23 protein-coding genes are annotated in these 21,148 nt (G+C 34.4%); 4 read left to right on the top strand and 19 right to left on the bottom strand.

Annotated elements, in window-relative coordinates; genetic code table 11:
• Nucleotides 1-196 precede the first annotated feature (196 nt).
• Nucleotides 197-1,138, bottom strand: coding sequence for a thioredoxin-disulfide reductase (gene trxB, locus JI747_RS01785; protein ID WP_225685848.1), 942 nt, complete (start codon nucleotides 1,136-1,138; stop codon nucleotides 197-199).
• Between the two features lie 194 nt (nucleotides 1,139-1,332).
• Nucleotides 1,333-2,370: a DNA polymerase III subunit delta gene (gene holA, locus JI747_RS01780; protein WP_225685847.1), complete on the bottom strand. Its 1,038-nt coding sequence runs from the start codon at nucleotides 2,368-2,370 to the stop codon at nucleotides 1,333-1,335.
• A gap of 7 nt (nucleotides 2,371-2,377) precedes the next feature.
• Between holA and JI747_RS01775 the strand changes: the two genes are divergently transcribed.
• The 4 genes from JI747_RS01775 to JI747_RS01760 all read left to right on the top strand — a co-directional run bounded on the left by JI747_RS01775 (nucleotide 2,378) and on the right by JI747_RS01760 (nucleotide 4,987).
• Nucleotides 2,378-2,809 carry a type I restriction enzyme HsdR N-terminal domain-containing protein gene (locus JI747_RS01775; protein WP_225685846.1) on the top strand — a complete coding sequence of 144 codons (432 nt, stop codon included), beginning with the start codon at nucleotides 2,378-2,380 and terminating at the stop codon, nucleotides 2,807-2,809.
• Nucleotides 2,810-2,834: 25 nt separating this feature from the next.
• A complete protein-coding gene (locus JI747_RS01770) occupies nucleotides 2,835-3,449 on the top strand; it encodes an HAD family hydrolase (RefSeq protein WP_225685844.1) in 615 nt (204 codons plus the stop codon).
• Between the two features lie 73 nt (nucleotides 3,450-3,522).
• Entirely contained in the window at nucleotides 3,523-4,239 is a 717-nt protein-coding gene (locus JI747_RS01765; protein WP_225685843.1) for a hypothetical protein, read from the top strand.
• Nucleotides 4,202-4,987 (top strand): dienelactone hydrolase family protein, encoded by a 786-nt coding sequence (locus tag JI747_RS01760; protein WP_225685842.1) that lies wholly within the window; start codon nucleotides 4,202-4,204, stop codon nucleotides 4,985-4,987. Before JI747_RS01765 ends, JI747_RS01760 begins: the two co-directional genes overlap by 38 nt.
• Before the next feature lie 163 nt (nucleotides 4,988-5,150).
• Here the strand turns inward: JI747_RS01760 and JI747_RS01755 are convergent, their stop codons facing one another.
• The 17 genes from JI747_RS01755 to JI747_RS01675 all read right to left on the bottom strand — a co-directional run bounded on the left by JI747_RS01755 (nucleotide 5,151) and on the right by JI747_RS01675 (nucleotide 20,997).
• Complete coding sequence (locus JI747_RS01755; RefSeq protein ID WP_225685841.1) at nucleotides 5,151-5,510, bottom strand: cupin domain-containing protein; 360 nt, start codon at nucleotides 5,508-5,510, stop codon at nucleotides 5,151-5,153.
• Nucleotides 5,507-6,034, bottom strand: a complete 528-nt coding sequence (locus tag JI747_RS01750; RefSeq protein WP_225685840.1) for a GNAT family N-acetyltransferase — start codon at nucleotides 6,032-6,034, stop codon at nucleotides 5,507-5,509. Before JI747_RS01750 ends, JI747_RS01755 begins: the two co-directional genes overlap by 4 nt.
• Before the next feature lie 31 nt (nucleotides 6,035-6,065).
• Nucleotides 6,066-6,671, bottom strand: a complete 606-nt coding sequence (locus JI747_RS01745) for a DUF2911 domain-containing protein (RefSeq protein ID WP_225685839.1) — start codon at nucleotides 6,669-6,671, stop codon at nucleotides 6,066-6,068.
• A gap of 29 nt (nucleotides 6,672-6,700) precedes the next feature.
• On the bottom strand, nucleotides 6,701-7,744 hold the full coding sequence (locus JI747_RS01740) for a bifunctional transcriptional activator/DNA repair enzyme AdaA (RefSeq protein WP_225685838.1): 1,044 nt from the start codon (nucleotides 7,742-7,744) through the stop codon (nucleotides 6,701-6,703).
• Nucleotides 7,744-8,520: an isocitrate lyase/PEP mutase family protein gene (locus tag JI747_RS01735; RefSeq protein WP_225685837.1), complete on the bottom strand. Its 777-nt coding sequence runs from the start codon at nucleotides 8,518-8,520 to the stop codon at nucleotides 7,744-7,746. Before JI747_RS01735 ends, JI747_RS01740 begins: the two co-directional genes overlap by 1 nt.
• A 135-nt stretch (nucleotides 8,521-8,655) precedes the next feature.
• Nucleotides 8,656-10,497: a hypothetical protein gene (locus JI747_RS01730; protein WP_225685836.1), complete on the bottom strand. Its 1,842-nt coding sequence runs from the start codon at nucleotides 10,495-10,497 to the stop codon at nucleotides 8,656-8,658.
• A gap of 23 nt (nucleotides 10,498-10,520) precedes the next feature.
• Nucleotides 10,521-11,672 carry an ABC transporter ATP-binding protein gene (locus JI747_RS01725; RefSeq protein ID WP_225685833.1) on the bottom strand — a complete coding sequence of 384 codons (1,152 nt, stop codon included), beginning with the start codon at nucleotides 11,670-11,672 and terminating at the stop codon, nucleotides 10,521-10,523.
• Nucleotides 11,673-11,764: 92 nt separating this feature from the next.
• On the bottom strand, nucleotides 11,765-12,259 hold the full coding sequence (locus JI747_RS01720) for a hypothetical protein (protein ID WP_225685831.1): 495 nt from the start codon (nucleotides 12,257-12,259) through the stop codon (nucleotides 11,765-11,767).
• 58 nt (nucleotides 12,260-12,317) lie between these two features.
• Entirely contained in the window at nucleotides 12,318-12,746 is a 429-nt protein-coding gene (locus tag JI747_RS01715; RefSeq protein WP_225685829.1) for an SRPBCC family protein, read from the bottom strand.
• A gap of 71 nt (nucleotides 12,747-12,817) precedes the next feature.
• The gene (locus JI747_RS01710) at nucleotides 12,818-13,435 is read right to left on the bottom strand and encodes a hypothetical protein (RefSeq protein ID WP_225685827.1); all 618 of its coding nucleotides are present in this window, start codon (nucleotides 13,433-13,435) and stop codon (nucleotides 12,818-12,820) included.
• 99 nt (nucleotides 13,436-13,534) lie between these two features.
• Nucleotides 13,535-13,681 (bottom strand): hypothetical protein, encoded by a 147-nt coding sequence (locus JI747_RS01705; RefSeq protein WP_225685826.1) that lies wholly within the window; start codon nucleotides 13,679-13,681, stop codon nucleotides 13,535-13,537.
• 113 nt (nucleotides 13,682-13,794) lie between these two features.
• Complete coding sequence (locus JI747_RS01700; RefSeq protein WP_225685825.1) at nucleotides 13,795-14,343, bottom strand: hypothetical protein; 549 nt, start codon at nucleotides 14,341-14,343, stop codon at nucleotides 13,795-13,797.
• Between the two features lie 26 nt (nucleotides 14,344-14,369).
• Complete coding sequence (locus JI747_RS01695; RefSeq protein WP_225685824.1) at nucleotides 14,370-15,116, bottom strand: hypothetical protein; 747 nt, start codon at nucleotides 15,114-15,116, stop codon at nucleotides 14,370-14,372.
• Nucleotides 15,117-15,224: 108 nt separating this feature from the next.
• Nucleotides 15,225-18,407: a carbamoyl-phosphate synthase large subunit gene (gene carB, locus JI747_RS01690; RefSeq protein WP_225685823.1), complete on the bottom strand. Its 3,183-nt coding sequence runs from the start codon at nucleotides 18,405-18,407 to the stop codon at nucleotides 15,225-15,227.
• 56 nt (nucleotides 18,408-18,463) lie between these two features.
• A complete protein-coding gene (locus JI747_RS01685; RefSeq protein WP_225685822.1) occupies nucleotides 18,464-18,814 on the bottom strand; it encodes a four helix bundle protein in 351 nt (116 codons plus the stop codon).
• A gap of 43 nt (nucleotides 18,815-18,857) precedes the next feature.
• Nucleotides 18,858-19,931, bottom strand: coding sequence for a carbamoyl phosphate synthase small subunit (locus JI747_RS01680; protein WP_225685821.1), 1,074 nt, complete (start codon nucleotides 19,929-19,931; stop codon nucleotides 18,858-18,860).
• 175 nt (nucleotides 19,932-20,106) lie between these two features.
• The gene (locus JI747_RS01675; RefSeq protein ID WP_225685820.1) at nucleotides 20,107-20,997 is read right to left on the bottom strand and encodes an aspartate carbamoyltransferase catalytic subunit; all 891 of its coding nucleotides are present in this window, start codon (nucleotides 20,995-20,997) and stop codon (nucleotides 20,107-20,109) included.
• Nucleotides 20,998-21,148 lie beyond the last annotated feature (151 nt).

Genomic DNA, 21,148 nt, shown 5'->3' with positions numbered 1-21,148 from the left:
GTGGTGCAAATATAGAATGTTTTTTAATTTCTGCAAAATATTTTCTGAATAAATTTTAACACAGCTTAATAATAGACTAGAAATCAAATCAATTATTTTTCTCAAACATCGATTAATAATAGAAATACCAGGAATAAAAAAACAAAAAACACATCCCGAAAGATGTGTTTTATATGTTGTAAAAATTAATTTGCTATTAATGTAATTCTGCCAAATACTTTTCAGCATCCATTGCAGCCATACAACCGCTTCCTGCCGCTGTGATCGCCTGTCTGTAGATATGATCCTGAACATCTCCTGCTGCAAAAACTCCAGGAAGATTGGTTCTCGAAGAACCTTTTTCAGTATCAATATATCCGTTTTCATCTAAATCGATCTGTCCAACAAAAATATCTGTATTAGGTTTATGACCAATCGCAATAAAGATCCCGTGAACATCCACTGTAGATTTTTCCTGAGTCTGGTTATCAATAACCACAGCTCTTTCTACCAGATTATTTTCTCCTTCAATACCAATTAACTCATGATGGAATTTCACTTCAATATTCGGTGTATTCTGAACTCTGTGGATCATTGCTTTTGAAGCTCTGAACTCATCTTTTCTCACCAACATCGTTACCTTGTTTACCAGTTTAGCAAGATAAGTAGCCTCTTCAGCTGCTGTATCTCCTGCTCCAACTACGACAACGTCTTTCCCTCTGTAGAAAAATCCGTCACACGTTGCACACGCAGAAACTCCTCCTCCATTGTATTTTTTCTCGTCATCCAGTCCTAAATATTTTGCAGTAGCTCCTGTAGAAATGATCACTGTTCTCGCAAAAATTTCTTTATTTCCTGCATATAATTTGTGGATACCTCCAACTTCCTTAGAAAACTCAACTTTTGTGATCATTTCGTAATGAACTTTTGTGTCGAATCTTTCTGCTTGTTTTTGCAAATCCATCATCATTTCAGGACCTGTAATTCCCGCTGGGTAACCCGGGAAGTTATCCACCTCCGTAGTTGTAGTTAATTGTCCACCTGGTTCCAGACCTGTATACAATTCAGGTTTAAGGTCTGCTCTTGCTGCATAAATTGCCGCTGTGAAACCAGAAGGTCCAGATCCAACGATCACACAATCTAAAATGTTTTGCTCCATAATTTGCTTTTCGAAGATTTAAAAATTTACGAGTGCTAATTTCGTAATTTTTACTATTAATTTAAAGTTATTTTAATGATAGTTGTCAATATCTAATATGTCGATTTTCAATGGTTCGGATTGTGAGTTTCGGAATTTGGAGGTATAATATTGACCTTTCTATCAACTCGCAACTCGTATCCCGCCATCTCACATCACACCTTCATCTTAATCTTATCAACATTGATGATTTTATAGACCAGCTCTTTAATAAGTTCCGCTTCACTCATATTTACAGCTCCTAATCCTTTTCCTTTCATATCGAATTCTCTTAAAATAGAGATCACTCTTGTCGCATGCTTCAAAGGATATAGTCTTGCTGATTCTGCATAGTCTTTAATGAAATATGGATTCACTCCCATCTGAGAAGCAATCACCTGTGGCGGCTGTCCTGACATCGTATTATAAATAATGACATTGGAGAAATAGTTATATAAACTCGCCAACATCATCACAAAAGGATTATTTTTCGGATTTTTACCCATAAAATGAGCAATTTTGAAAGCCGCATTGGCATTTTTTGTTCCTAAAGCTTTTTGCAGCTCAAAAACGTTGTATTCCTTACTGATACCAATATGATTTTCGACCATCGTCCCATCCAGAGCTTCCCCTTCTTTAAGAATAATTTTAAGTTTATTCAGCTCATTGGCAATTCTGGAAAGGTCATTTCCAAGATATTCTGCCAAAAGATGAGAAATATTAGGCGCGGTTTTTATCCCTAAAGAAATACATTCATCGGCAATCCATTTTGGAAGATTACTTTCCCTTATGGATTCACTTAAAAATAATGCATTGGCCTTATCTAGCGCTTTGGTTACTTTTTTTCTGCTGTCTAATTTTTTGTGTTTATGGGCAAAAACCAACACAGTAGACGGAACCGGATTCGTAACATAAGCTTCTAAAATTCTGTTTTCCTCTTCATTTAATTTTAAATCCTGCGCTTCTTTTACAATGATCACCTGCTTATCTCCCATCATCGGAAACTGTCTCGCCAACGAAAGAACCTCCTGATAAGAGGTATCTTTTCCGTACACCACCGTTTGATTGAACGCTTTTTCATCTTCATTCAAAAAGTCGTGTTCTAAAGCTTTTACAGCAAGATCTATAAAGTAAGGTTCTTCTCCGTGGAAAAAATAAATAGGTAAAACTTCTTTATTTTTAATATTTTTGAGGATTAAATCTAATTCTTTCATCTTATAAATGGAACTTCCAAAACTAAATTTTCAGGAAACTTTTGATTTTAAATTCAAGAAAGACAAAGATAAGTTTTTTATTTATGATTTAGTTCGTAAGACCTATCTTTTGCTCACTCCTGAAGAATGGGTTCGCCAACACTGGATCCATTATTATCTTACTGTAAAATCGTATTCTACCTCAGCTTTAATTACTGAGAAAAAGATCGTTTTAAACGGCTTAACGAAAAGAATTGATCTTCTGATCACAGAAAAAACAGAGCCTGTAATTTTAATCGAATGTAAAGCTCCACAAATCAAATTAACCGAAAAAACGTTTGAACAGACAGCAAGATACAACTCCATTATCGGAGCCAAAGAGATCATTTTAACAAATGGTTTACAGCATATCAATGCTTATTATGAGAACGGACAGTATCAGTTTTACAGACCTGAATAAGCTTTTCTAACATTCAATATTTACTATGGAAATAAAAAACATCATATTTGACTTTGGAGGCGTCTTAATGGACTGGGATCCCAGATATTTTTTCAAAGCGTACTTTAATGACGACGAAAAGATGGAATACTTTCTTGAAAATATTGTCCAGACTGCATGGAATGAAGAGCAAGACCGGGGAAGACCGCTTTCTGAAGGAACGGAAATTCAGGTGAAAAAATTTCCGGATTGGGAAAAGGAAATCAGGGCTTATTATGATAACTGGACCGTAATGCTGAAAAGCGATATTCCTGATAATGTAGAAGTGCTGAGAAAACTTGGAAAAACCGACTATCATTTATTTGGATTGACCAACTGGTCGGAAGAAACGTTTCCTTATGCGCTGGAAAATTATGATTTCTTTCAGTTATTTGACGGAAAAATTGTGGTTTCTGGAACTGAAAAATTAATCAAACCCGATCCTAAAATCTGGTATGTTTTGTTAGACAGATACAATCTTCAACCTCAGGAATCTGTTTTTATTGATGACAATCCGAAAAATATTGAAATTGCCCGGTCATTAGGTTTTAAAACGGTTCATATTACTCCTGAAACCAATTTAGAAAAAGAATTGATCGATTTAGGGATAAAATTCGAATAAACCGCAATCTCATTTAACAGTACATATCTCCATTGTGAGTTATTTTTATTAATTTAGATAAAGAATTTTAAGCATGAAAAAAATTCTTTTTTTATTTCTCTTCGCCATTACTTATTTTCAAGCGCAAACTATTGATACAGATAGTGATGGAATTCCGGATACGGAAGATCAGTGTCCTACCCTTGCAGGAATTAAAGAAAATTATGGATGTCCTGAAACAATGCGAAAAAACTGTGCTTATTTCAGACAAAAAGATGAGGAGGTATTTACCAAGTTTAAGATTGAAAATGAAAATATTGAAACGATTTATGATCTAATCAACAGGAATATTCTGGACGATATCCCTAAAAAAATACTACACACCAGCTTTATTTACATTCATTTTATAGACAATCTTTCGCCTTGTGATATTATCAGTCCCGACAACAGATGCTGCAGTGGATTAAGTTTTAATAAACACAATTTCTTAATCACTAAATTCTGGAATGAAAAGGCAATTGAATCTCTTTTTACAAGATATAAAGCCAGTATTCTTCTCTCTACAAAAATTCCGGAGCCATTAATTAGCGATTTTAAATCAGAACTTTCTCCGGAATTATTTTCCTTTCTGATGAAGTATCATAACAAAGACACAGGAAGAGTAAAGTTGAAATCAGAAAATATAGGAAAAGAAAAAAATAATATCCAGATTGGAATAGAATTCCGAACTCCTTATCAAATAGAAATAACTTACCTAGACAAAATAAAAAAATATGAATACAACAATCAAAAGTGGGAAAACATCAAATAAATTTTCCTTAAAACCTATTTTATTATCTGCATTTTTAATGTCTTCAGGAACCCTATTCAGTCAGAACCTTAAACCGGTTGCTTATCAGGATGGTTCTCAAAAGCTGAACGGACTGGTAACTTCCAACGCAGGAAAAAAACTTCCGGGTGTTTTAATCCTTCCGGCCTGGAAAGGAATTGATGATGAAGCAAAAACCGCCGCCGCAGAACTTGAAAAACAAGGATACATTGCTTTTGTTGCGGATATTTACGGGGAAGGAAATATTCCTGCAGATAATGCAAGCGCAGGGAAATCCGCGGGATATTACAAACAAAATTATGAGGCTTATCAGAAAAGGATAACCCTTGCTTTGGAACAGTTGAAAAAAAACGGGGCAATTTCGAATAAAATCGCAGTGATCGGTTATTGTTTCGGAGGAACAGGAGCTTTAGAATCGGCAAGAGGAAGTCTTCCGGTAGTAGGTGTTGTTTCTATTCATGGAAGTATCGGGAAAGATCAGACCAGAAAAAATGGTCCTATTTCCACTAAAATTCTGGTTGAAAATCCGGCAGATGACAAAAGTGTAACTCCTGAAGATTACAACAACCTGATCAAGGAAATGAATGAAGGAAATGCGGATTGGCAGATCATTACGTATGCGCATTCAAAACATACTTTTACAGATCCAAAATCACCGGATTATAATGAAATCATGGCAAAAAGAGCGTGGAATCATACGTTGATGTTCTTAAAAGAAATTTTGAAGTAAATAAAATATTAGTCTTTTGTCATTCTGAAAGCTGCAAAGCGAATTGAAGAATCTCTATTAATCCTCTTAATTTCTAAATGAACTTAATGGTTAAAATAAATTAGTAGAGATTCTTCCTGCGTCAGAATGACAAAAGGACTTTTAAATTTTCAATATTTAAGATCTATTCCTCTCTGTTTACCAATTCCATAGAAAAGGCAGGAAGACAAATGGCCACATATTCACAAGGATCCGAAAACGGGTTGCTGTAACGAACTCTTGCTCCTTTTTCAATCAAAATACTTTGACCTTTTTCTAAAGTCACAATTTCGCCATCAATTTCAAATTGTTTTTTTCCGGAAATGATTAAGGTAAACTCATCAAATTCGGGGGTTTGGTGCGGTTCGCTCCAGTCCGGAGGTGCCACCATGTGAGCAATTGAAATATTAGAATTCTGCGTGGAGTTTCCCCAGTGTTCTTCTATTAATTTCCCGTCTGTGGTGGGAACTACAAACGGTGATTTCTGAATTTTATATTTTTTCATATCCAGTTTTCTTTTTTTATTTCATACACAAAATTGGTTCTCGTCGGTTCTCCGAAATAAGCCACTTCCTCTTCTGCAATTTTTTGTCCACCCAATCGTTCTAATGCAATTTGTGAACGGAAATTTTCTTTCCCGATATGAAAGTAAACAATATCCACAAACTGAAAAATATAATCAAGCATAATCTTTTTGATCTGAGGATTGATTCCTTTTCCCCATGATTTTGTTCCGTAGAAGGTATAGCCAATGAAGATGCTGTTCTTATGTTCATCAAAATCATAAAAACGGGTACTTCCCAAAATATCTCCGGTCGATTTTTCAATAATTTTAAAAGCTCCTTTGCTTTCTATGGCTCCTTTAAAAAAGTTTTCAAAGATTTCACGCTGATAACGGTCTTTGTTCGGATGCTGTTTCCAGACTTCAGGATCTGAAGCCACTTCATATAAAGACTCAAAATCCCCTTGCTGTAAGGGGATTAATTGATATTCCTGATTTTCTAAAAGGGTTTGTATAGAAAATTTCATCGGTACATTTTTGATTTAAATCAGACTGATTTTAGCTTTTTGCTTTTGCAGCATCAGATTCGATCTTTTTGATCTCTTTCAGTTTATCTGAAATTTTAATTACGGCATCTAATTTTGCAGGTTTCAGGCTTACTTCTGCTTCTGAAGTATCCCATTTGATTACCAGATTTCCTGTATTTTCATCGGTAGGATTTAAGGTGATTTCGAACCATTCCTGCTTATCTTCTAGTTTATTCACCGGGACAGTAACATCTACGACGTCCTGTTTTGGATCATACGTATAAGCGCCCCACTGCTGAAAATCTTTATTTAAAATCACTTTCCATTCTTTTTCTGTAGGAACTATAAATAAACCATACGTTCCTGCAGGAACTACTTTTCCTCCGAAATTAATAGACTGTCCGAAAGTAATTTTTGTTGATGAGTTGGCTCCCGCTCTCCAAACCTGTCCGTAAGGAACCAGATCTCCAAAAATCTTTCTCCCTTTCACTCCCGGTCTTCCGTAATCGATTGAGATTTTAGACATTGAAAACTGCTGCTCCACCTTCTGACGCGGACTTACTGCCGGTACAGAATAGTCTTGCGCAAAACTGAAAACTGATGTTGATATGCAAAGTGCAAATAGTAACTTTTTCACGTGTAAATTTTTGTTTAAAATTACAAAAATCAAAACAGAATAGCCTTCTCCAGTTCCAATAATTTTTGTTTTCTCCATATTCCTCCTGCATAGCCCACCAACTCTCCGTTTGAACCAATCACACGATGACAGGGAATTAAAATGGCTATTTTATTAATTCCGTTTGCAGTTCCTACAGCACGAATCGCTTTTGGATTTCCGAGAAATTCTGATTGTTGTTTATAGGTTCTGGTCTCCCCTATAGGAATTTCTCTCAACAGTTGCCATACTTTCTCCTGAAATGGCGTTCCTGTGGTATATAACGGAACTTCAAATATCTGTCTTTTGCCTTCAAAATATTCCTTCAATTCTTCTTCCAGCTGCTTAAAGTGTTTGTTTTCACCCTGCACAATTTCCGCATTCAAAGCTTTGGATAATGAGATGAACTGCTTTTCCATATTTTTGCGGTCTGTAAATTCGAGCAGGCAGATTCCTTCATCAACAGCGCAGGCAAACATGGTTCCAAGAGGGGTTTCTATTCTTTTAAGATCAATAATCATCTGTCTTTTACTTTTTTTAGGCGAAATTCCCAAAATATTTTTAAATCCTTCATTAAAACCGCTTAAGCTTTCATATCCTGAATCTAAAGCCGTTTCTATAATGCTTTCTCCATTTTTAATTTTCTTAAAAGCGGCATTCATCCGAAATTCTCTCTGAAAAGCCTGAAAAGTCATTCCATGATTTTTTAAAAACCAACGGCGGAGCGTTACAGGTTCTATATTTCTTTTTGAGAGATCTGCATCTTTTATTTTCAGGGATATATTTTGCGCCAGTTCTGCCAATAGGTCCTGAATATATTGAGGGGTTTCATTTAATTTTTTCAGAGGTTTGCAGATTTTACAGGCACGGTATCCTTTTTCAATAGCTTCTTCTGTGCTTAGAAAAAATTCTACATTTTCTTTTTTGGGTTTTCGCGCAGTACAGGTCGGCCGGCAAAATATTCCGGTCGTTTTTACACCCATCCAGTAAGTTCCTTCAAATGAGGAATCCTTATCCAGAGATGCCTGATACATTCTGTCCGCTGTCAATTTCATTAGGATATAAAAATAGGTGAAAAACTTTTCTCTTTTATAATTTCCCCGCCTTTTTCTTCTAAGCTTTTATAAATATATCCATTGGCAAAATTACCTGAAGAAATTCTTTTTACCCCTAATCTTTTTAATGTGGTAAAGTCCGGAAGTTCGGGCATCGCCATGACATTCACCGGAAGTATTGTTTCGTTTACAATTGTTTCAATATCATTTTCAGCAGTAATGCAAGGAACAAAAACACCGTTAATTCCTGCTTTTTCAAAGAGTTTTATTCTTTGAAGTGTTTCTTCTACAGGATTTTCCAATCCTAATAAAAACGGATCTGTTCTCAGGTTAACGAATATCTCAATATTCTTTTCTTTTAATTTTGAAATAACCGATTTCAGCTTTTCATAAAAAATCTCTTTATCTGCAATTTTCCTGATTCCATTTACCATCACACTGTCTTCAATATTAATTCCGACCACTCCTCTTTCGGCAAGCTTTGAAATATTGGAAACAATCTCTTCCGCATTTTTTCCATAACCGCCTTCCAAATCTACGGTTAATGGAATTGATACTGATTTTAAAATCCGCTCAACAATATAAAGATATTCATCAAAGGTCATATTTTCACCATCTTCATAACCTAAACTATGGGCAACAGCCGAACTGGAGGTAGCCAATGCTTTATATCCTAATTTTTCGTATACTTTGGCACTTTGCGGATTCCACACATTTCCTAATAATAAAGGTTCTTCGTTTTGATGCAGTTCTTTAAAAACCTGAATATTTGTCATTTTATTTTTTTACAAAACTAGTGTTATAAGCATGGTGCATACAACCGAAAAATGGACAAGTATTTTTCAGATATAAGTAATTTGCCTATTTTAAAAATAACAAACCCTACAAAAAATTACAGGGCTCGTTATGACTTATTGTGGCATCGCTTTCCATTTCTGAATAACGGACATGTAGAAATACATAAATACAAAGCCGCAAACCAAAATGATATAGCTTACATTAAAATCTAAATATTCAATCAGTGTTTTGCAATTCTTATACACGTCTTGACAAGCGTTTCTCTGATGAAGGGAAATGATTCCGAAAATCAGGAGTACAAACAATACAAAACCAATCATTGAAATATTGACAAAAATTGAGGAAATGAGCTTTCCGAATTTTCTCATCATAAGTATCGGAACCAGCAAAATAAACAGAGCTAGGATTAAAAGGAAATACATCACAAAGAATTCTTCTCTTCCTCCCACGATTACAGAGTACAGCACCGTAAGTAAAGTCACGGCCAAAGTCAATAATCCGGCACTGATTAAGCCAAAAAGCAAAGATTTCAATCCTGTAATTCTAAAACTAAAAATGAGTGTAGAAATGAAAAATGCAATCCAGATATACACATGAATGTTTTGTGTAAGGAAATCAAAAGACTTTATGGTGTCAACATTGATAAGAAGATTTGTAAGGTTATCGCTGTAATAATAGTAGTCTGTAAGATTGTTTTTGTAATATTCTTCTAAAGAGATTTCATTATTGATGTTCGGATTGAATATTTTAATAGTTACTGTATCATTCACAATCGCTCCGTTGTCTGCAACAATAGCCGCAGAATCTATTGCTGTGTCGTAGCCTAAATCAACAGCCAAATCGTCATCTTTTTTATCTTTTTCGGATTTTCTGATAAAATATCTGACTTCGAAATTCGGGTTCTGAGGCGCAACAATCATTTTTGTCCATTGCTTAGGCTCCAGATTATTTTTAATTCCGAATTCTTTTGAAATTTTTAAAAATTTACTTAAAAGAGTCTCTACTTCAGTGGGATTTTTTTTATCCAGCAGTTCCACTACCCCTTTATTGATTGCATAAGATTTTTTATTCTGCAGATCCTTGATATAATCATTCACAAACAAATTATAAGAGTCATCTTCTGAATACCCTGCTTTATTATTCAATTCATTATCATAAAATATATCTGAAAAATTATAATAGGTCATCCCCGTTGTTTTAATGTACGAAGAAAGATCTACCACCTCTTTTTTGAAATAAAATACCTCACAGTTCTCCTTTTTTTCTGAATAAGCCAAAAGTTTCTTATCCATTTTCGCCGGAAACTCGTAATTATGGTACTTATCTTTTTTATAGGAGATTTTGGAAAAAACAGAATAGAACTGATAGACATTGTTATGATAGACAAAGTATTTCTTGTTTCTATTGATTTCATTGATATTGGTCTCACAATACAAATCATTAAAAATTTTAGGATATTTTCTGTTATCCAAAGTATAGTTATTCATTTCCTGCGACAGAAATGGTGTTGCTTCGTTAATGACATCAATATTTGCAAGCATTTCTCTATCCGGATACTTGTTTGTAATAAACATTTTAAAACCCGTCATATAAGAGAAATAGAACGTTGTACACGAAAAAATGATGATAAAATACTGTACAAACTGTAGAAATAATTTGCTTTTGGATGAGGGATAAAAGTTTTTGAATGCATTGTTTTTAAACATCATGACCAGCCATCCCACGATCATTAAAATCGAAATGATAAGATGAATAAAAATCATCCCGTCTCTGAAATAATCATCTTTTACCTCAAACTTCTGAAGTGAAACAGGATTGACATGGGAAAAATACCCAATGATAAAAAACAGGATGTGAATGACAATACCCGCCAAAACCATCCATATAATTTTAGTATTCCAGATGGTGGGATATTTTTCGAGTAAATATTGATTGAATTTATATATTTTTTGCATTTTCTGTCGAAATTAAAAGGAATTTAGCTCACAAAGAATCTTCTTGTAGAGGATGAAATATTACGGATATACACGATTTCTGTTTTGGCATTTCCAAGCGCTGTCATGACTTCATAAAATTCAGTTTCCCCTGAAAAATAAGCCACATACACTCCTCCGTTGAAATTGAGTTTTTCTAAGCTGAAATTTTTGAACACCTCCAACAATTCTTCTCTGGAATTCGGAGTATCGATTTCTATGATCAGATGATCATTTTCCGTATCTTTTAATTCAGAATTGTCTTTATACTGTCCGTTTTTAAGGAAAATTACCTTATCCGAAACTTTCTCCACTTCGTACAGTTGCTGTGAACTTAAAATCAAAGCAATAGGGTTGTTTACAGAATTGGCGATCGATTTCAGATCTTCCAGAATCACCTGTTGAGCGAGTACATCAAGATTTGCTAAAGGTTCATCCAGCAATAGGATTTCGGGTTGTCTCAGAAGCGTTCTCGCCAGTTCAAAACGCATTTTATATCCGGAAGAAAGCTCGTTCCATTTCAGGTGCTTGTAATTCCAGAGTCCGAGACGGGCAATCATCATTAAAGTTCTCGTCTCGTTTTCTTCAGGAGCAACCCCATAATTTGATAATACAAATTTCAGATTATCTTTTAAGCTTCCATACCATTTTGCGGTTCTTTGTGGAATATATATCAGTTTTGTACGAAGGTCATACTCATCTTTGGGTTGTACTGTAAAAGAATAATGCAGTTCGCCTTCATTATGAGAAATTTCTTTAGCTAAAATCCTCAAAAGAGTCGTTTTTCCGTTTCCGTTCTCTCCTACCAGTCCGTAAATCTGCCCTTTATTGATTTCCATAGAAACCGGACCTAAAGAAAAGCGATTGCTTCCATAGGATTTTAAAATATTTCTGGCTCGAAGCACAGATTTTTCCAGCGAATGTTCTTTCACCGGAATTTTTTCGATCTTTTGAAGGAAGATTTTGGATTTTTCAATCAGTTCTTCGGTATACGTTGGATATTGCTCTTTCCAGTCGGTCAACTCAATGGCCTCTTTGTAAATTTCCATATTCTGAGTATCTATTGCACAATCCAGCAATTTCCTGAATCCTAAAACAGTATCATTGTTATCAAAAAAATGATAGACCTCAGCTACTCTTTTCTGGTGTTTCGTCATTTGGTGTTTTTATAAGTATTAATTAAATTTTAAAAATAAAAATTGAGCAGCCTTTTTCTTTCTGCTCATGATATTCTCTTTACAGTATCAATTTACATTCCTGCCGTCATCATCGACATATAATAATTGGCGCAATGTAAAGAAGTCATCAGTAATATTTCTTTCTCGAAAAAAGTATCGAAAATATCTGAAGTTGTGATTTGATATTCGTAATGCAACGTGCTCCATTTTAAATCAGGTTTCATGACCAAAAGTTCTGTTCCGTTTTGATCGGCCAGTACAAATGATTCTTTGAAAATACCTCTGTGCTTAAAAATGTAACCGCTTTTTATTTCATTAAAATACGTCTGAATCACTATTTCCCCATTCCAGTTCATTCTGAATTTTAAAAGTATTTTCTCACCTTCTTTCAGCTCAATCGTTGTTCCCCAAAAACCTTTGGGTTCAATTTGATATTTTGAATGTAACATTTCCAACTCAGCATTGAATTTAAACCAACTTTTATAAATTAGTGTTCCAATCAATGTTTCGTTATTTCTTACTTCAAAAACTAAAGAATCGTTTGATTTTACTTGATATTCTGTCATGAATCATCTGATTTGGTGAGACTTTAAAATTATGGATTTTTTAAATAGTGAAATACTATTAATTTAAATTCTTCTCAAGTTCTGCCAAATATTGTAACCAAGCACTAGAACAGCCATCATAACATTCAAATTGCGGAGTTAAGCCATCGTGTGTGAAAACAATTTTTGTATTATGGTCTTCTTTGGAAATTTCAAAGCTTATTTTCGTTCCCGTCCATTCATTGGTCTTCTTTGCAAAAGTCAGATTGCTGTCGATAACTTCCCATACAATTTTTTGATCGGGAATCACTTCTATCAATTTTTGCACAGTATGGTGTACTCCGTTGCCTGCATCAAAGACAAACACATCATTTTGCTGTTCAGCTTTTCCGGTGATCATTTCGTTGTGTAAACCATTCCACCATTGTTTCGGATCGAGTAAGGTTTTGAAAATATCTTCGGGAGATTTTAAAGTTTTAAAAGTGTAAGAAAAATTTTGTGCTGCCATTTTCACATATTTTATTTTGGTTATTTATTTTCGGACTTATAACTTATTCCATTTCCCTATACTCCAAAAAATTATTTTTTTACTTCATAAATTCCCTTATCTGAATTCCAATTTAGTTTTTTTTCATTTTTATTCCAGAAATCTAACCACCATGTAGCATCTTTTGTTTCATCTGGCTTTTCATCACCAAATAACATTCCTAGATAAGCAAATGTATAAGTGTTTGGATCACAAAAACTATGAGCTCCTTTCTCTTTAGGCATTTCATCTAATTTATAAATTTTCTTCAAACAATCTTTTGTAATTTTTTCTTTTTCAGGATTAGCCTGAAGTGAAATTATCAATGCTTTTACAGCTGGTAGGCCACTAATTTCAGATATTTTTGAATTTTTGAATTCAGCAGGCCTAAACTCTTCTACAGGCTTATCAATTAAATAATCTTGCCATTTATTTTTAAGATTTTCAAGATCATTTTTACTAGAGTTAATCGTAACATATCCAAAGTTCTTTTTACTTAAATTTTGTAAAATCTGATTGGCTCTTCCCGCAACTGTAAACAAGTCATTCTCTATCACCAAACCTTTCCCCTCAAAAATTATATCACGAGTAGAAATTCTATCCCAAATAACTAAGCGACTTGTACCTTTTAGTTTTGTCTCCGTTTTATCCGTTAATTGTTCTGTTAGCAATTTTAAAAACTCTTTATCTTTCGAATAATTATTAATTGAAGCATTTAAAGTCAGGAATACTTCACTCCAGTATTGGTCTTTTAGGTTTTTCTCTAACAGTTACTTAGAAGAAAGCTTCTGAGCATCATCGTACATTTCTTTAGTGTAATTTTCTATATTTTGCTGACTCCAAGAAACTAATAATTTTTGTGAAAAAACAGTAGAATGTATTGCTAGTAAAGAAATTAATATTAAAATCTTTTTCATGAGAGTTATAGTTTTTTTGAAATTTGAATTCTTATTCAAATGTAGTTTATTATTAAATTATTTTTTATTTATCTAAATTAATATTTTCAAGCTCCTACCATATAGTAATGATCTTAAGATTTTTCAAATTCAAATATTTCTCTGAGAACATTTCTATTAGCAACAACATTAAAAGTTATTTTATCATCATATGCATTGTAACCAAAAATATATTTTTTGTCTTTTTCTATAATGTGTATATCATTAAATTTCTGAATATTTCGGGGATCTTTTAGTTCGTTGAACCCAAATTTTTCTATAAACGAATTTACTTTGTCTTTATGGAACGAAACCGATTTTGCAAAAGGGTCTGATTTGTAGTTTTTATCAAAATCAACATCAATAGTAATTGTTTGTGGAAAATGCCCCCCTGTTTCTGTATAAAAAAATTTAAGTTTCCCACATTTTTTACATTTCCATATTTCAGCACCATTTAATGGATATGAACCTAGAAATATTTCTGAGTCTTCCTCTGATTTAAATTCAAGGTAACTTAAATACCCAAAACTGCCATCAAAAACTTCAAAAATCTTTTCATAATCTGTAAAAACAGTATGACCACATTGAACCTGTTTTAAAGGATATTCATTGAAAAATTCATTAATATTTTCTAATATTATCATGATTAGATCAGTATTTTAATTACAATTTACTTTTTAAGTACTTCAATAGTCGTATATCGAAACACTTTTCCGGCTTCATTTTCGTTCGTTTTTGATAAATTTTCTCTTTTAGGAAATCCTTTTTCACTCACAACCTGACCTGTTACTTTAATTTGTATTGGTAAATTTTCTCCATTAAATAAATGATCCGCATTTATTAATTTTTCATTGGCAGGTTCCAGCCAGTAGTATTCTTTTTTATTTGACTTCGATTCGCTCCACTGTGCACAACTACAGGAAATCGCATTATAGTTCAACACTAAAGTTTCCACTTTTGTATCAGCTTTAAAATTAGGTTTATCAAGGACTTGCAGCTCTGTATATCTGAATACTTTTGCTTTAGGAAGAGGTTCTTCGCTTTCAACTGTTCCCTTTGGATAATCTTCCTTTAAATAAAACTGTCCTTTAATTTTCAAATAATGCCTAAATGCATCAAAATAAACAGGCAATTCCAAATTTTCATCTGCCGGTTCGATATAAAAATACAGATTCTTAATTCCGTCTTTAACATTCGATTTCAAATCATTTGTACGAATCCAATTGGGACACGCACAACCAAAAACAGTATACTCAATCTCTAAATTTTCTATTTTATCAGATAGTTTATTGGTGGGATCCGAAATAATTTTTGATTTTAAAACTTTATCATTAATCGGTTTTTCCTTTTTTGTTTGATTGCATGAAATTAGCAGAATACTAAGTGAAAAAATTATTAATCTTACGACATCAGTCATTTGTTTAAGCTAGTCATTTATTTTTTCTAATTTATAAATTTTAGTCATATTATAAACAAAAAAAAGCACCTTTTTAAGGTGCTTTTTAAAAATATCTTCATCCGAAAATTACATCGTTTCCATTTTGAAACTCATGCTTTCGATTACTTTCAAGATTGCTTCAACCGTATCCATTGATGTTAAACAAGGAACACCGTTTTCAACACTCATTCTTCTGATCTGGAAACCGTCTCTTTCGGCTTGTTTTCCTTTTGTAGTCGTGTTCACAACATACTGAACCTTTCCTTTCTGAATCAGGTCGATCAGGTTTACACTCTCTTCTCCGATTTTGTATCCTATTTTACAAGGAATTCCTTTTTCTTCGAAGAATTTTGCTGTTCCTTCCGTTGCCCAGATTCTGAAACCAACTTCATGGAATCTCGCTGCCAAATCGGCCGCTTCCTGCTTATGTTTATCAGCTACCGTGAACAAGATTGAACCGTGCATCGGAACTTTTCTTCCTGCTGCAACCAATCCTTTGTAAAGCGCTTTTTCCAAAGTCGTGTCTTTACCCATAACCTCTCCTGTAGACTTCATTTCCGGGCCTAAAGAGATATCAACTTTCGTTAATTTAGAGAAAGAGAACACAGGAACTTTTACGAAAACACCTTCTTTATTTGGAACCAATCCGTTTTTGTATCCTAAATCGGTTAATTTTTGACCTAAAATTGCTTTTGTTGCCAAGTTTGCCATTGGAACATCCGTGATTTTAGACAAGAAAGGAACTGTTCTCGATGAACGTGGATTTACTTCGATTACATATACATTTCCTTCGAAAAGAACGTACTGAATGTTCATTAAACCAATTACTTTCAAACCTTTAGCCAATCTTTGTGTATAGTCTACCAAAGTTTCAACTTCGCTTTGTGAAATATTTTGCGGAGGATACACTGCAATCGAGTCTCCGGAGTGAACTCCCGCTCTTTCGATGTGCTCCATAATTCCCGGAATGATTACCGTTTCACCGTCGCAGATTGCATCAACTTCGATTTCTTTTCCGACCATGTATCTGTCGACCAAAACCGGGTGTTCCGGACTTGCATCTACTGCAAACTCCATGTAATGAGCTAATTCTGCTTCTGTGTAAACAATTTCCATTGCTCTACCTCCCAAAACGTAGCTTGGACGAACTAGAACCGGATAACCAATTTCGTTAGCGATTTTTATTGCTTCTTCTTTTGAAGTTGAAGTTTTTCCTAAAGGTTGAGGAATTCCCATTTCCTGAAGGGCTTTTTCAAACTTATCTCTGTTTTCGGCTCTGTCTAAATCTTCCAAAGAAGTTCCTAAAATCTGAACTCCATGAGCTGCCAATTTATCAGCTAAGTTAATTGCTGTTTGACCTCCGAACTGTACCACAACACCTTTTGGTTTTTCCAATTCGATGATATTCATTACATCTTCTTCCGTCAACGGCTCGAAATATAATTTATCTGAAATTGAGAAGTCTGTAGAAACTGTTTCAGGGTTGTTGTTGATGATAATCGCTTCATACCCCATCTCTTTGATTGCCCAAACTGAGTGAACTGTCGCATAATCAAACTCAACTCCTTGCCCGATTCTGATTGGTCCAGAACCAAGAACGATGATTTTTTCTTTATCAGAAGCAACGCTTTCGTTTTCTTCTTCGTAAGTTCCGTAGAAATATGGTGTTTCAGATTCAAATTCCGCAGCGCAAGTGTCTACCATTTTGTAAACCGGCATTACTCCGTTTTCTTTTCTGAAATTGAAAACTTCACGCTCTGTTACGTTCCAAAGAACTGCGATATTTACATCTGCGAAACCTAATTTCTTAGCTTCTAATAAAATATCTTTATTGAATTTGTTTTCAGCGATAACTTTTTCAAAATCAATTAATTTCTTGATTTTCCAGATGAAGAATTTATCGATTTTGCTCCATTCTACGATTTGTTCCCAATCGTATCCTCTTCTTAAAGCATCACCGATGATGAACAATCTTTCGTCATCACAAACTCTGATTCTTCTTTCAATTTCTTCTGCCGTTAAAGCTGCAGCCTGTTTAGTTTTTAAACCGATATGTTTAATTCCAGTTTCCAAAGAACGGATTGCTTTTTGTAAAGATTCTTCGAAATTTCTTCCAATCGCCATTACCTCACCCGTTGCTTTCATCTGCGTAGATAATCTTCTGTCTGCTGTTTCGAATTTATCGAACGGGAATCTTGGGAATTTAGTTACAACATAATCCAAAGCGGGTTCGAAACAAGCGTAAGATGTTCCTGTAACCGGATTCATGATTTCATCAAGAGTTAATCCTACCGCAATTTTTGCCGCAATTTTTGCAATCGGATAACCAGTTGCTTTTGATGCTAAAGCTGATGAACGGGAAACTCTCGGGTTTACCTCGATGATATAATAGTTGAATGAATGTGGGTCTAAAGCCAACTGTACATTACAACCACCCTCAATTCCTAAAGCTCTGATGATTTTCAGGGAAGCATTTCTCAACATCTGATATTCTCTGTCAGAAAGCGTCTGAGAAGGTGCCACAACGATTGAATCTCCTGTGTGAACTCCAACCGGATCTATATTTTCCATGTTACAAACCACAATTGCATTGTCGTTTGCATCACGCATTACTTCGTATTCAATTTCTTTGAAACCTGCGATTGATCTTTCAATAAGACACTGTGTAACAGGACTGTACTTTAATCCTAATTCTGCAATTTCTTTTAATTCAGCTTCAGTTGCAGCGATTCCTCCACCTGTTCCACCCATGGTGAAGGCAGGACGAACAATTACAGGATATCCGATTTCTTCAGCAAAATTTAATGCTCCTTCTACCGTGTTTACGATATCAGATTCTGGAACCGGCTCGTTCAATTCTCTCATCAATTCACGGAATAAATCTCTGTCTTCTGCTCTGTTGATCGCTGAAAGTTTTGTTCCCAATACTTCAACTTTACATTCTTCAAGAATTCCTGATTTTTCCAATTCTACCGCCATATTCAGACCAGTCTGTCCTCCAAGCGTTGGTAAAAGTGCATCTGGACGTTCTTTTCTGATGATATGACTTACAAACTGAAGTGAAATCGGCTCGATATATACTTTATCTGCGATTTCAACATCCGTCATAATCGTTGCAGGGTTTGAGTTAATCAAAATTACCTTGTAGCCTTCTTCTCTCAAAGACAGGCAAGCCTGCGTTCCTGCGTAATCAAATTCCGCCGCCTGACCGATGATGATAGGTCCTGAACCGATTACTAAAATTGTTTTTATATCTGTACGTTTTGCCATTTTTCTTTTTATTAGAGAGTCAAGATTCTAGAGCCAAGAGCCAAGATTCTAGACTTTTATTTTAAATTATTTTTAAATGAATAAATCATTCTCTGAACTTCAGAAAGATCATTTAATAAAATACTTACCTTTTCTTGAGGCAAAAGATTTAATTCCCTCACCAGAATAAGTTGAGTTTGCAATTCAAAGGCAGAACCCAAAGCAATTGCTAAAAAATGATTAAATTCTTTGTTACTATTTCTACCAGAACCTTCAGCAATATTTGATGGAATAGAAACTACACTTCTTTTAATTTGAGAAATTAATCCAAACTTCTCATCATTACTAATTTTTTGACAAGCTAAATAAACACTTTTAGCTAACACTATCGATTTTTGCCAAAAAAGTAGTTTTTCAAAATTGTGCATCTGTATTCTATTAATCTTGATTCTTGCGTCTTGGCTCTTGGTTCTATTTCTTAAAGTTTTCCATCAATTCAATGAACTCATCAAATAAGTAGTTCGCATCTTCAGGACCTGGACTTGCTTCCGGGTGGTACTGAACTGAGAAACAAGGGTGAAGTTTGTGTTTCAGACCTTCGTTTGTTCTGTCGTTCAGTGCGATGTGTGTTTCAATTAAATCTGTTCCTTTTAAACTTTCCTGATCCACTGCGTAACCGTGGTTTTGGGAAGTGATTGCCACTTTGTTTTTCTCTAAATCCAATACAGGGTGATTTCCTCCTCTGTGTCCGAATTTTAATTTGAACGTTTTTGCTCCACAAGCCAATCCAATTAACTGATGTCCTAAACAGATTCCGAAAATTGGAACTTTTCCAAGGATCCCATTAATCATTTCAAGAGCTTGTTGGTTATCTTCAGGATCTCCAGGACCGTTTGACAACATTACTCCATCTGGATTCATTAGCAAAATTTCCTCTGCAGTTACATCTTGAGAAACTACCGTAATATCGCAGTTTCTTTGAGATAATTCTCTGATAATTCCTAATTTTGAACCAAAATCTACCAATACTACTTTTAAACCTCTTCCCGGATTTGCGTAAGGAGTCTTTGTAGAAACCTGCTCTACCTGGTTGGTAGGGAAGTTTGTAGATTTTAATTCTGCAACTACTGTGCTTTCATCAGCATCAGCGTTTACAATTTTTCCTTTCACCACTCCGTAGTTACGAAGAATTCTTGTCAGTCTTCTTGTATCGATTCCTGAAATCCCTGAAAGGTTTTTTCTTTTAAATAATTCATCTAAAGTAATCTGAGTACGGAAATTTGAAGGCAAATCACAAAGCTCTTTTACGATAAGACCTTTGATAGCCGGCTCAATACTCTCATAATCATCTCTATTAATCCCATAGTTTCCGATAAGCGGATAGGTCATACAAACAATCTGCCCACAATAAGACGGGTCAGAAATCAGTTCTTGATACCCTGTCATTCCGGTATTGAAAACTACTTCTCCGGCAGTTTCCAATTCTGTTCCGAAACCTTCTCCATGAAACACTTCACCGGACTCCAGTATTAACTTTTTCTTCATTTTTTTATTTAGATTTTCTTTTACTTTCTATTTTATTCTTTTAATCATCTTTTAGTTTGATGATCTTTCTTTTTTAAACCACCCCGTCAAAAATTCTTTGAATTTTCGCCACCCCTCCAAAGAAGGGGAATTTGAGTGCTTTTTTACTTTTAACTTTTATCTTTTTACTTGGCTCTTATTTAAAAGTATATCCTTCTTTTTCCAAGGCTTCTTTTAAAATTGCCATTCTTGCGAAAACTCCGTTCTGCATTTGCTTGAATACTCTTGAACGTTCACATTCAACCAAGTCTGTATCAATTTCTACACCTCTGTTGATGGGAGCAGGATGCATAATGATAGCTTCTTTTTTCATTGCTTTTTCTCTTTCTTTCGTCAAACCATATTTTCTGTGGTAATCTGAAGCTGAGAAACTCATCTTTGCATCGTGTCTTTCATGTTGAATTCTTAATAACATTAATACATCAACCTCTGCAATTAATTCATCAACACTTAAATACGTTCCGTTGATTAATGCTCCTTCATCAAACCAGTCTTCAGGTCCTGAGAAATATACTTTTGCTCCTAATCTTCTTAATGCTTCTGCATTTGAATTGGCAACGCGGCTGTGTTTTACATCTCCTACAATTCCTACTTTTAAGCCTTCAAATTTTCCAAATTCCTGATAGATTGTCATCAAATCCAGCATACATTGGGAAGGATGGTTTCCTGTTCCGTCTCCTCCGTTGATTACTGGAATTTTAATATTATCTAATTCATCAAAATACCGGTCTTTTTTATCTCTTATCACCACAAGATTTACTCCAAGACTTTCAAGTGTTCTTACCGTATCATAAAGACTTTCACCTTTGTTTACCGAACTATGGGAAGCATCGAAAGGAACGACCTGTAATCCTAATTTTCTTTCGGCAATATCAAAACTTGTTTTCGTTCTTGTACTGTCTTCAAAGAAAAGATTTGAGCAAAAAACTTCTCCTTCAATTTTGGCAGTTTTTCCGTTTGCAAAAGCCAGTGCTTCTGTTACTATACTGTTGATTCTCTCGGTGCTTAGTTCTGTAATTGTAAACATAATATCTTAATTTTTTACAAAAAAAAAGCGAAGAAAATATCTTCGCTTACTATAAATAAATATCGTAAAGGGCGTCTACGCCCGGTAATTCTAATGATATAAATACTGTCTTATTCATTAGGTGCAAAGATACAACAATTTTACAAACCGA

It is taken from the genome of Chryseobacterium tagetis (assembly GCF_016735585.2).
Taxonomy (GTDB): Bacteria; Bacteroidota; Bacteroidia; order Flavobacteriales; family Weeksellaceae; genus Chryseobacterium; species Chryseobacterium tagetis.
Note: the sequence above shows the minus strand (reverse complement) of the source record. Positions and strands in the feature narration are given on the sequence as shown.

Coding starts and splice junctions, on each gene's coding strand:
- trxB (WP_225685848.1), bottom strand. CDS start 1,138: ATGGAGCAAAACATTTTAGATTGTGTGATCGTTGGATCTGGACCTTCT.
- holA (WP_225685847.1), bottom strand. CDS start 2,370: ATGAAAGAATTAGATTTAATCCTCAAAAATATTAAAAATAAAGAAGTT.
- JI747_RS01775 (WP_225685846.1), top strand. CDS start 2,378: ATGGAACTTCCAAAACTAAATTTTCAGGAAACTTTTGATTTTAAATTC.
- JI747_RS01770 (WP_225685844.1), top strand. CDS start 2,835: ATGGAAATAAAAAACATCATATTTGACTTTGGAGGCGTCTTAATGGAC.
- JI747_RS01765 (WP_225685843.1), top strand. CDS start 3,523: ATGAAAAAAATTCTTTTTTTATTTCTCTTCGCCATTACTTATTTTCAA.
- JI747_RS01760 (WP_225685842.1), top strand. CDS start 4,202: ATGAATACAACAATCAAAAGTGGGAAAACATCAAATAAATTTTCCTTA.
- JI747_RS01755 (WP_225685841.1), bottom strand. CDS start 5,510: ATGAAAAAATATAAAATTCAGAAATCACCGTTTGTAGTTCCCACCACA.
- JI747_RS01750 (WP_225685840.1), bottom strand. CDS start 6,034: ATGAAATTTTCTATACAAACCCTTTTAGAAAATCAGGAATATCAATTA.
- JI747_RS01740 (WP_225685838.1), bottom strand. CDS start 7,744: ATGAAATTGACAGCGGACAGAATGTATCAGGCATCTCTGGATAAGGAT.
- JI747_RS01735 (WP_225685837.1), bottom strand. CDS start 8,520: ATGACAAATATTCAGGTTTTTAAAGAACTGCATCAAAACGAAGAACCT.
- JI747_RS01730 (WP_225685836.1), bottom strand. CDS start 10,497: ATGCAAAAAATATATAAATTCAATCAATATTTACTCGAAAAATATCCC.
- JI747_RS01725 (WP_225685833.1), bottom strand. CDS start 11,672: ATGACGAAACACCAGAAAAGAGTAGCTGAGGTCTATCATTTTTTTGAT.
- JI747_RS01720 (WP_225685831.1), bottom strand. CDS start 12,259: ATGACAGAATATCAAGTAAAATCAAACGATTCTTTAGTTTTTGAAGTA.
- JI747_RS01715 (WP_225685829.1), bottom strand. CDS start 12,746: ATGGCAGCACAAAATTTTTCTTACACTTTTAAAACTTTAAAATCTCCC.
- JI747_RS01705 (WP_225685826.1), bottom strand. CDS start 13,681: ATGAAAAAGATTTTAATATTAATTTCTTTACTAGCAATACATTCTACT.
- JI747_RS01700 (WP_225685825.1), bottom strand. CDS start 14,343: ATGATAATATTAGAAAATATTAATGAATTTTTCAATGAATATCCTTTA.
- JI747_RS01695 (WP_225685824.1), bottom strand. CDS start 15,116: ATGACTGATGTCGTAAGATTAATAATTTTTTCACTTAGTATTCTGCTA.
- carB (WP_225685823.1), bottom strand. CDS start 18,407: ATGGCAAAACGTACAGATATAAAAACAATTTTAGTAATCGGTTCAGGA.
- JI747_RS01685 (WP_225685822.1), bottom strand. CDS start 18,814: ATGCACAATTTTGAAAAACTACTTTTTTGGCAAAAATCGATAGTGTTA.
- JI747_RS01680 (WP_225685821.1), bottom strand. CDS start 19,931: ATGAAGAAAAAGTTAATACTGGAGTCCGGTGAAGTGTTTCATGGAGAA.
- JI747_RS01675 (WP_225685820.1), bottom strand. CDS start 20,997: ATGTTTACAATTACAGAACTAAGCACCGAGAGAATCAACAGTATAGTA.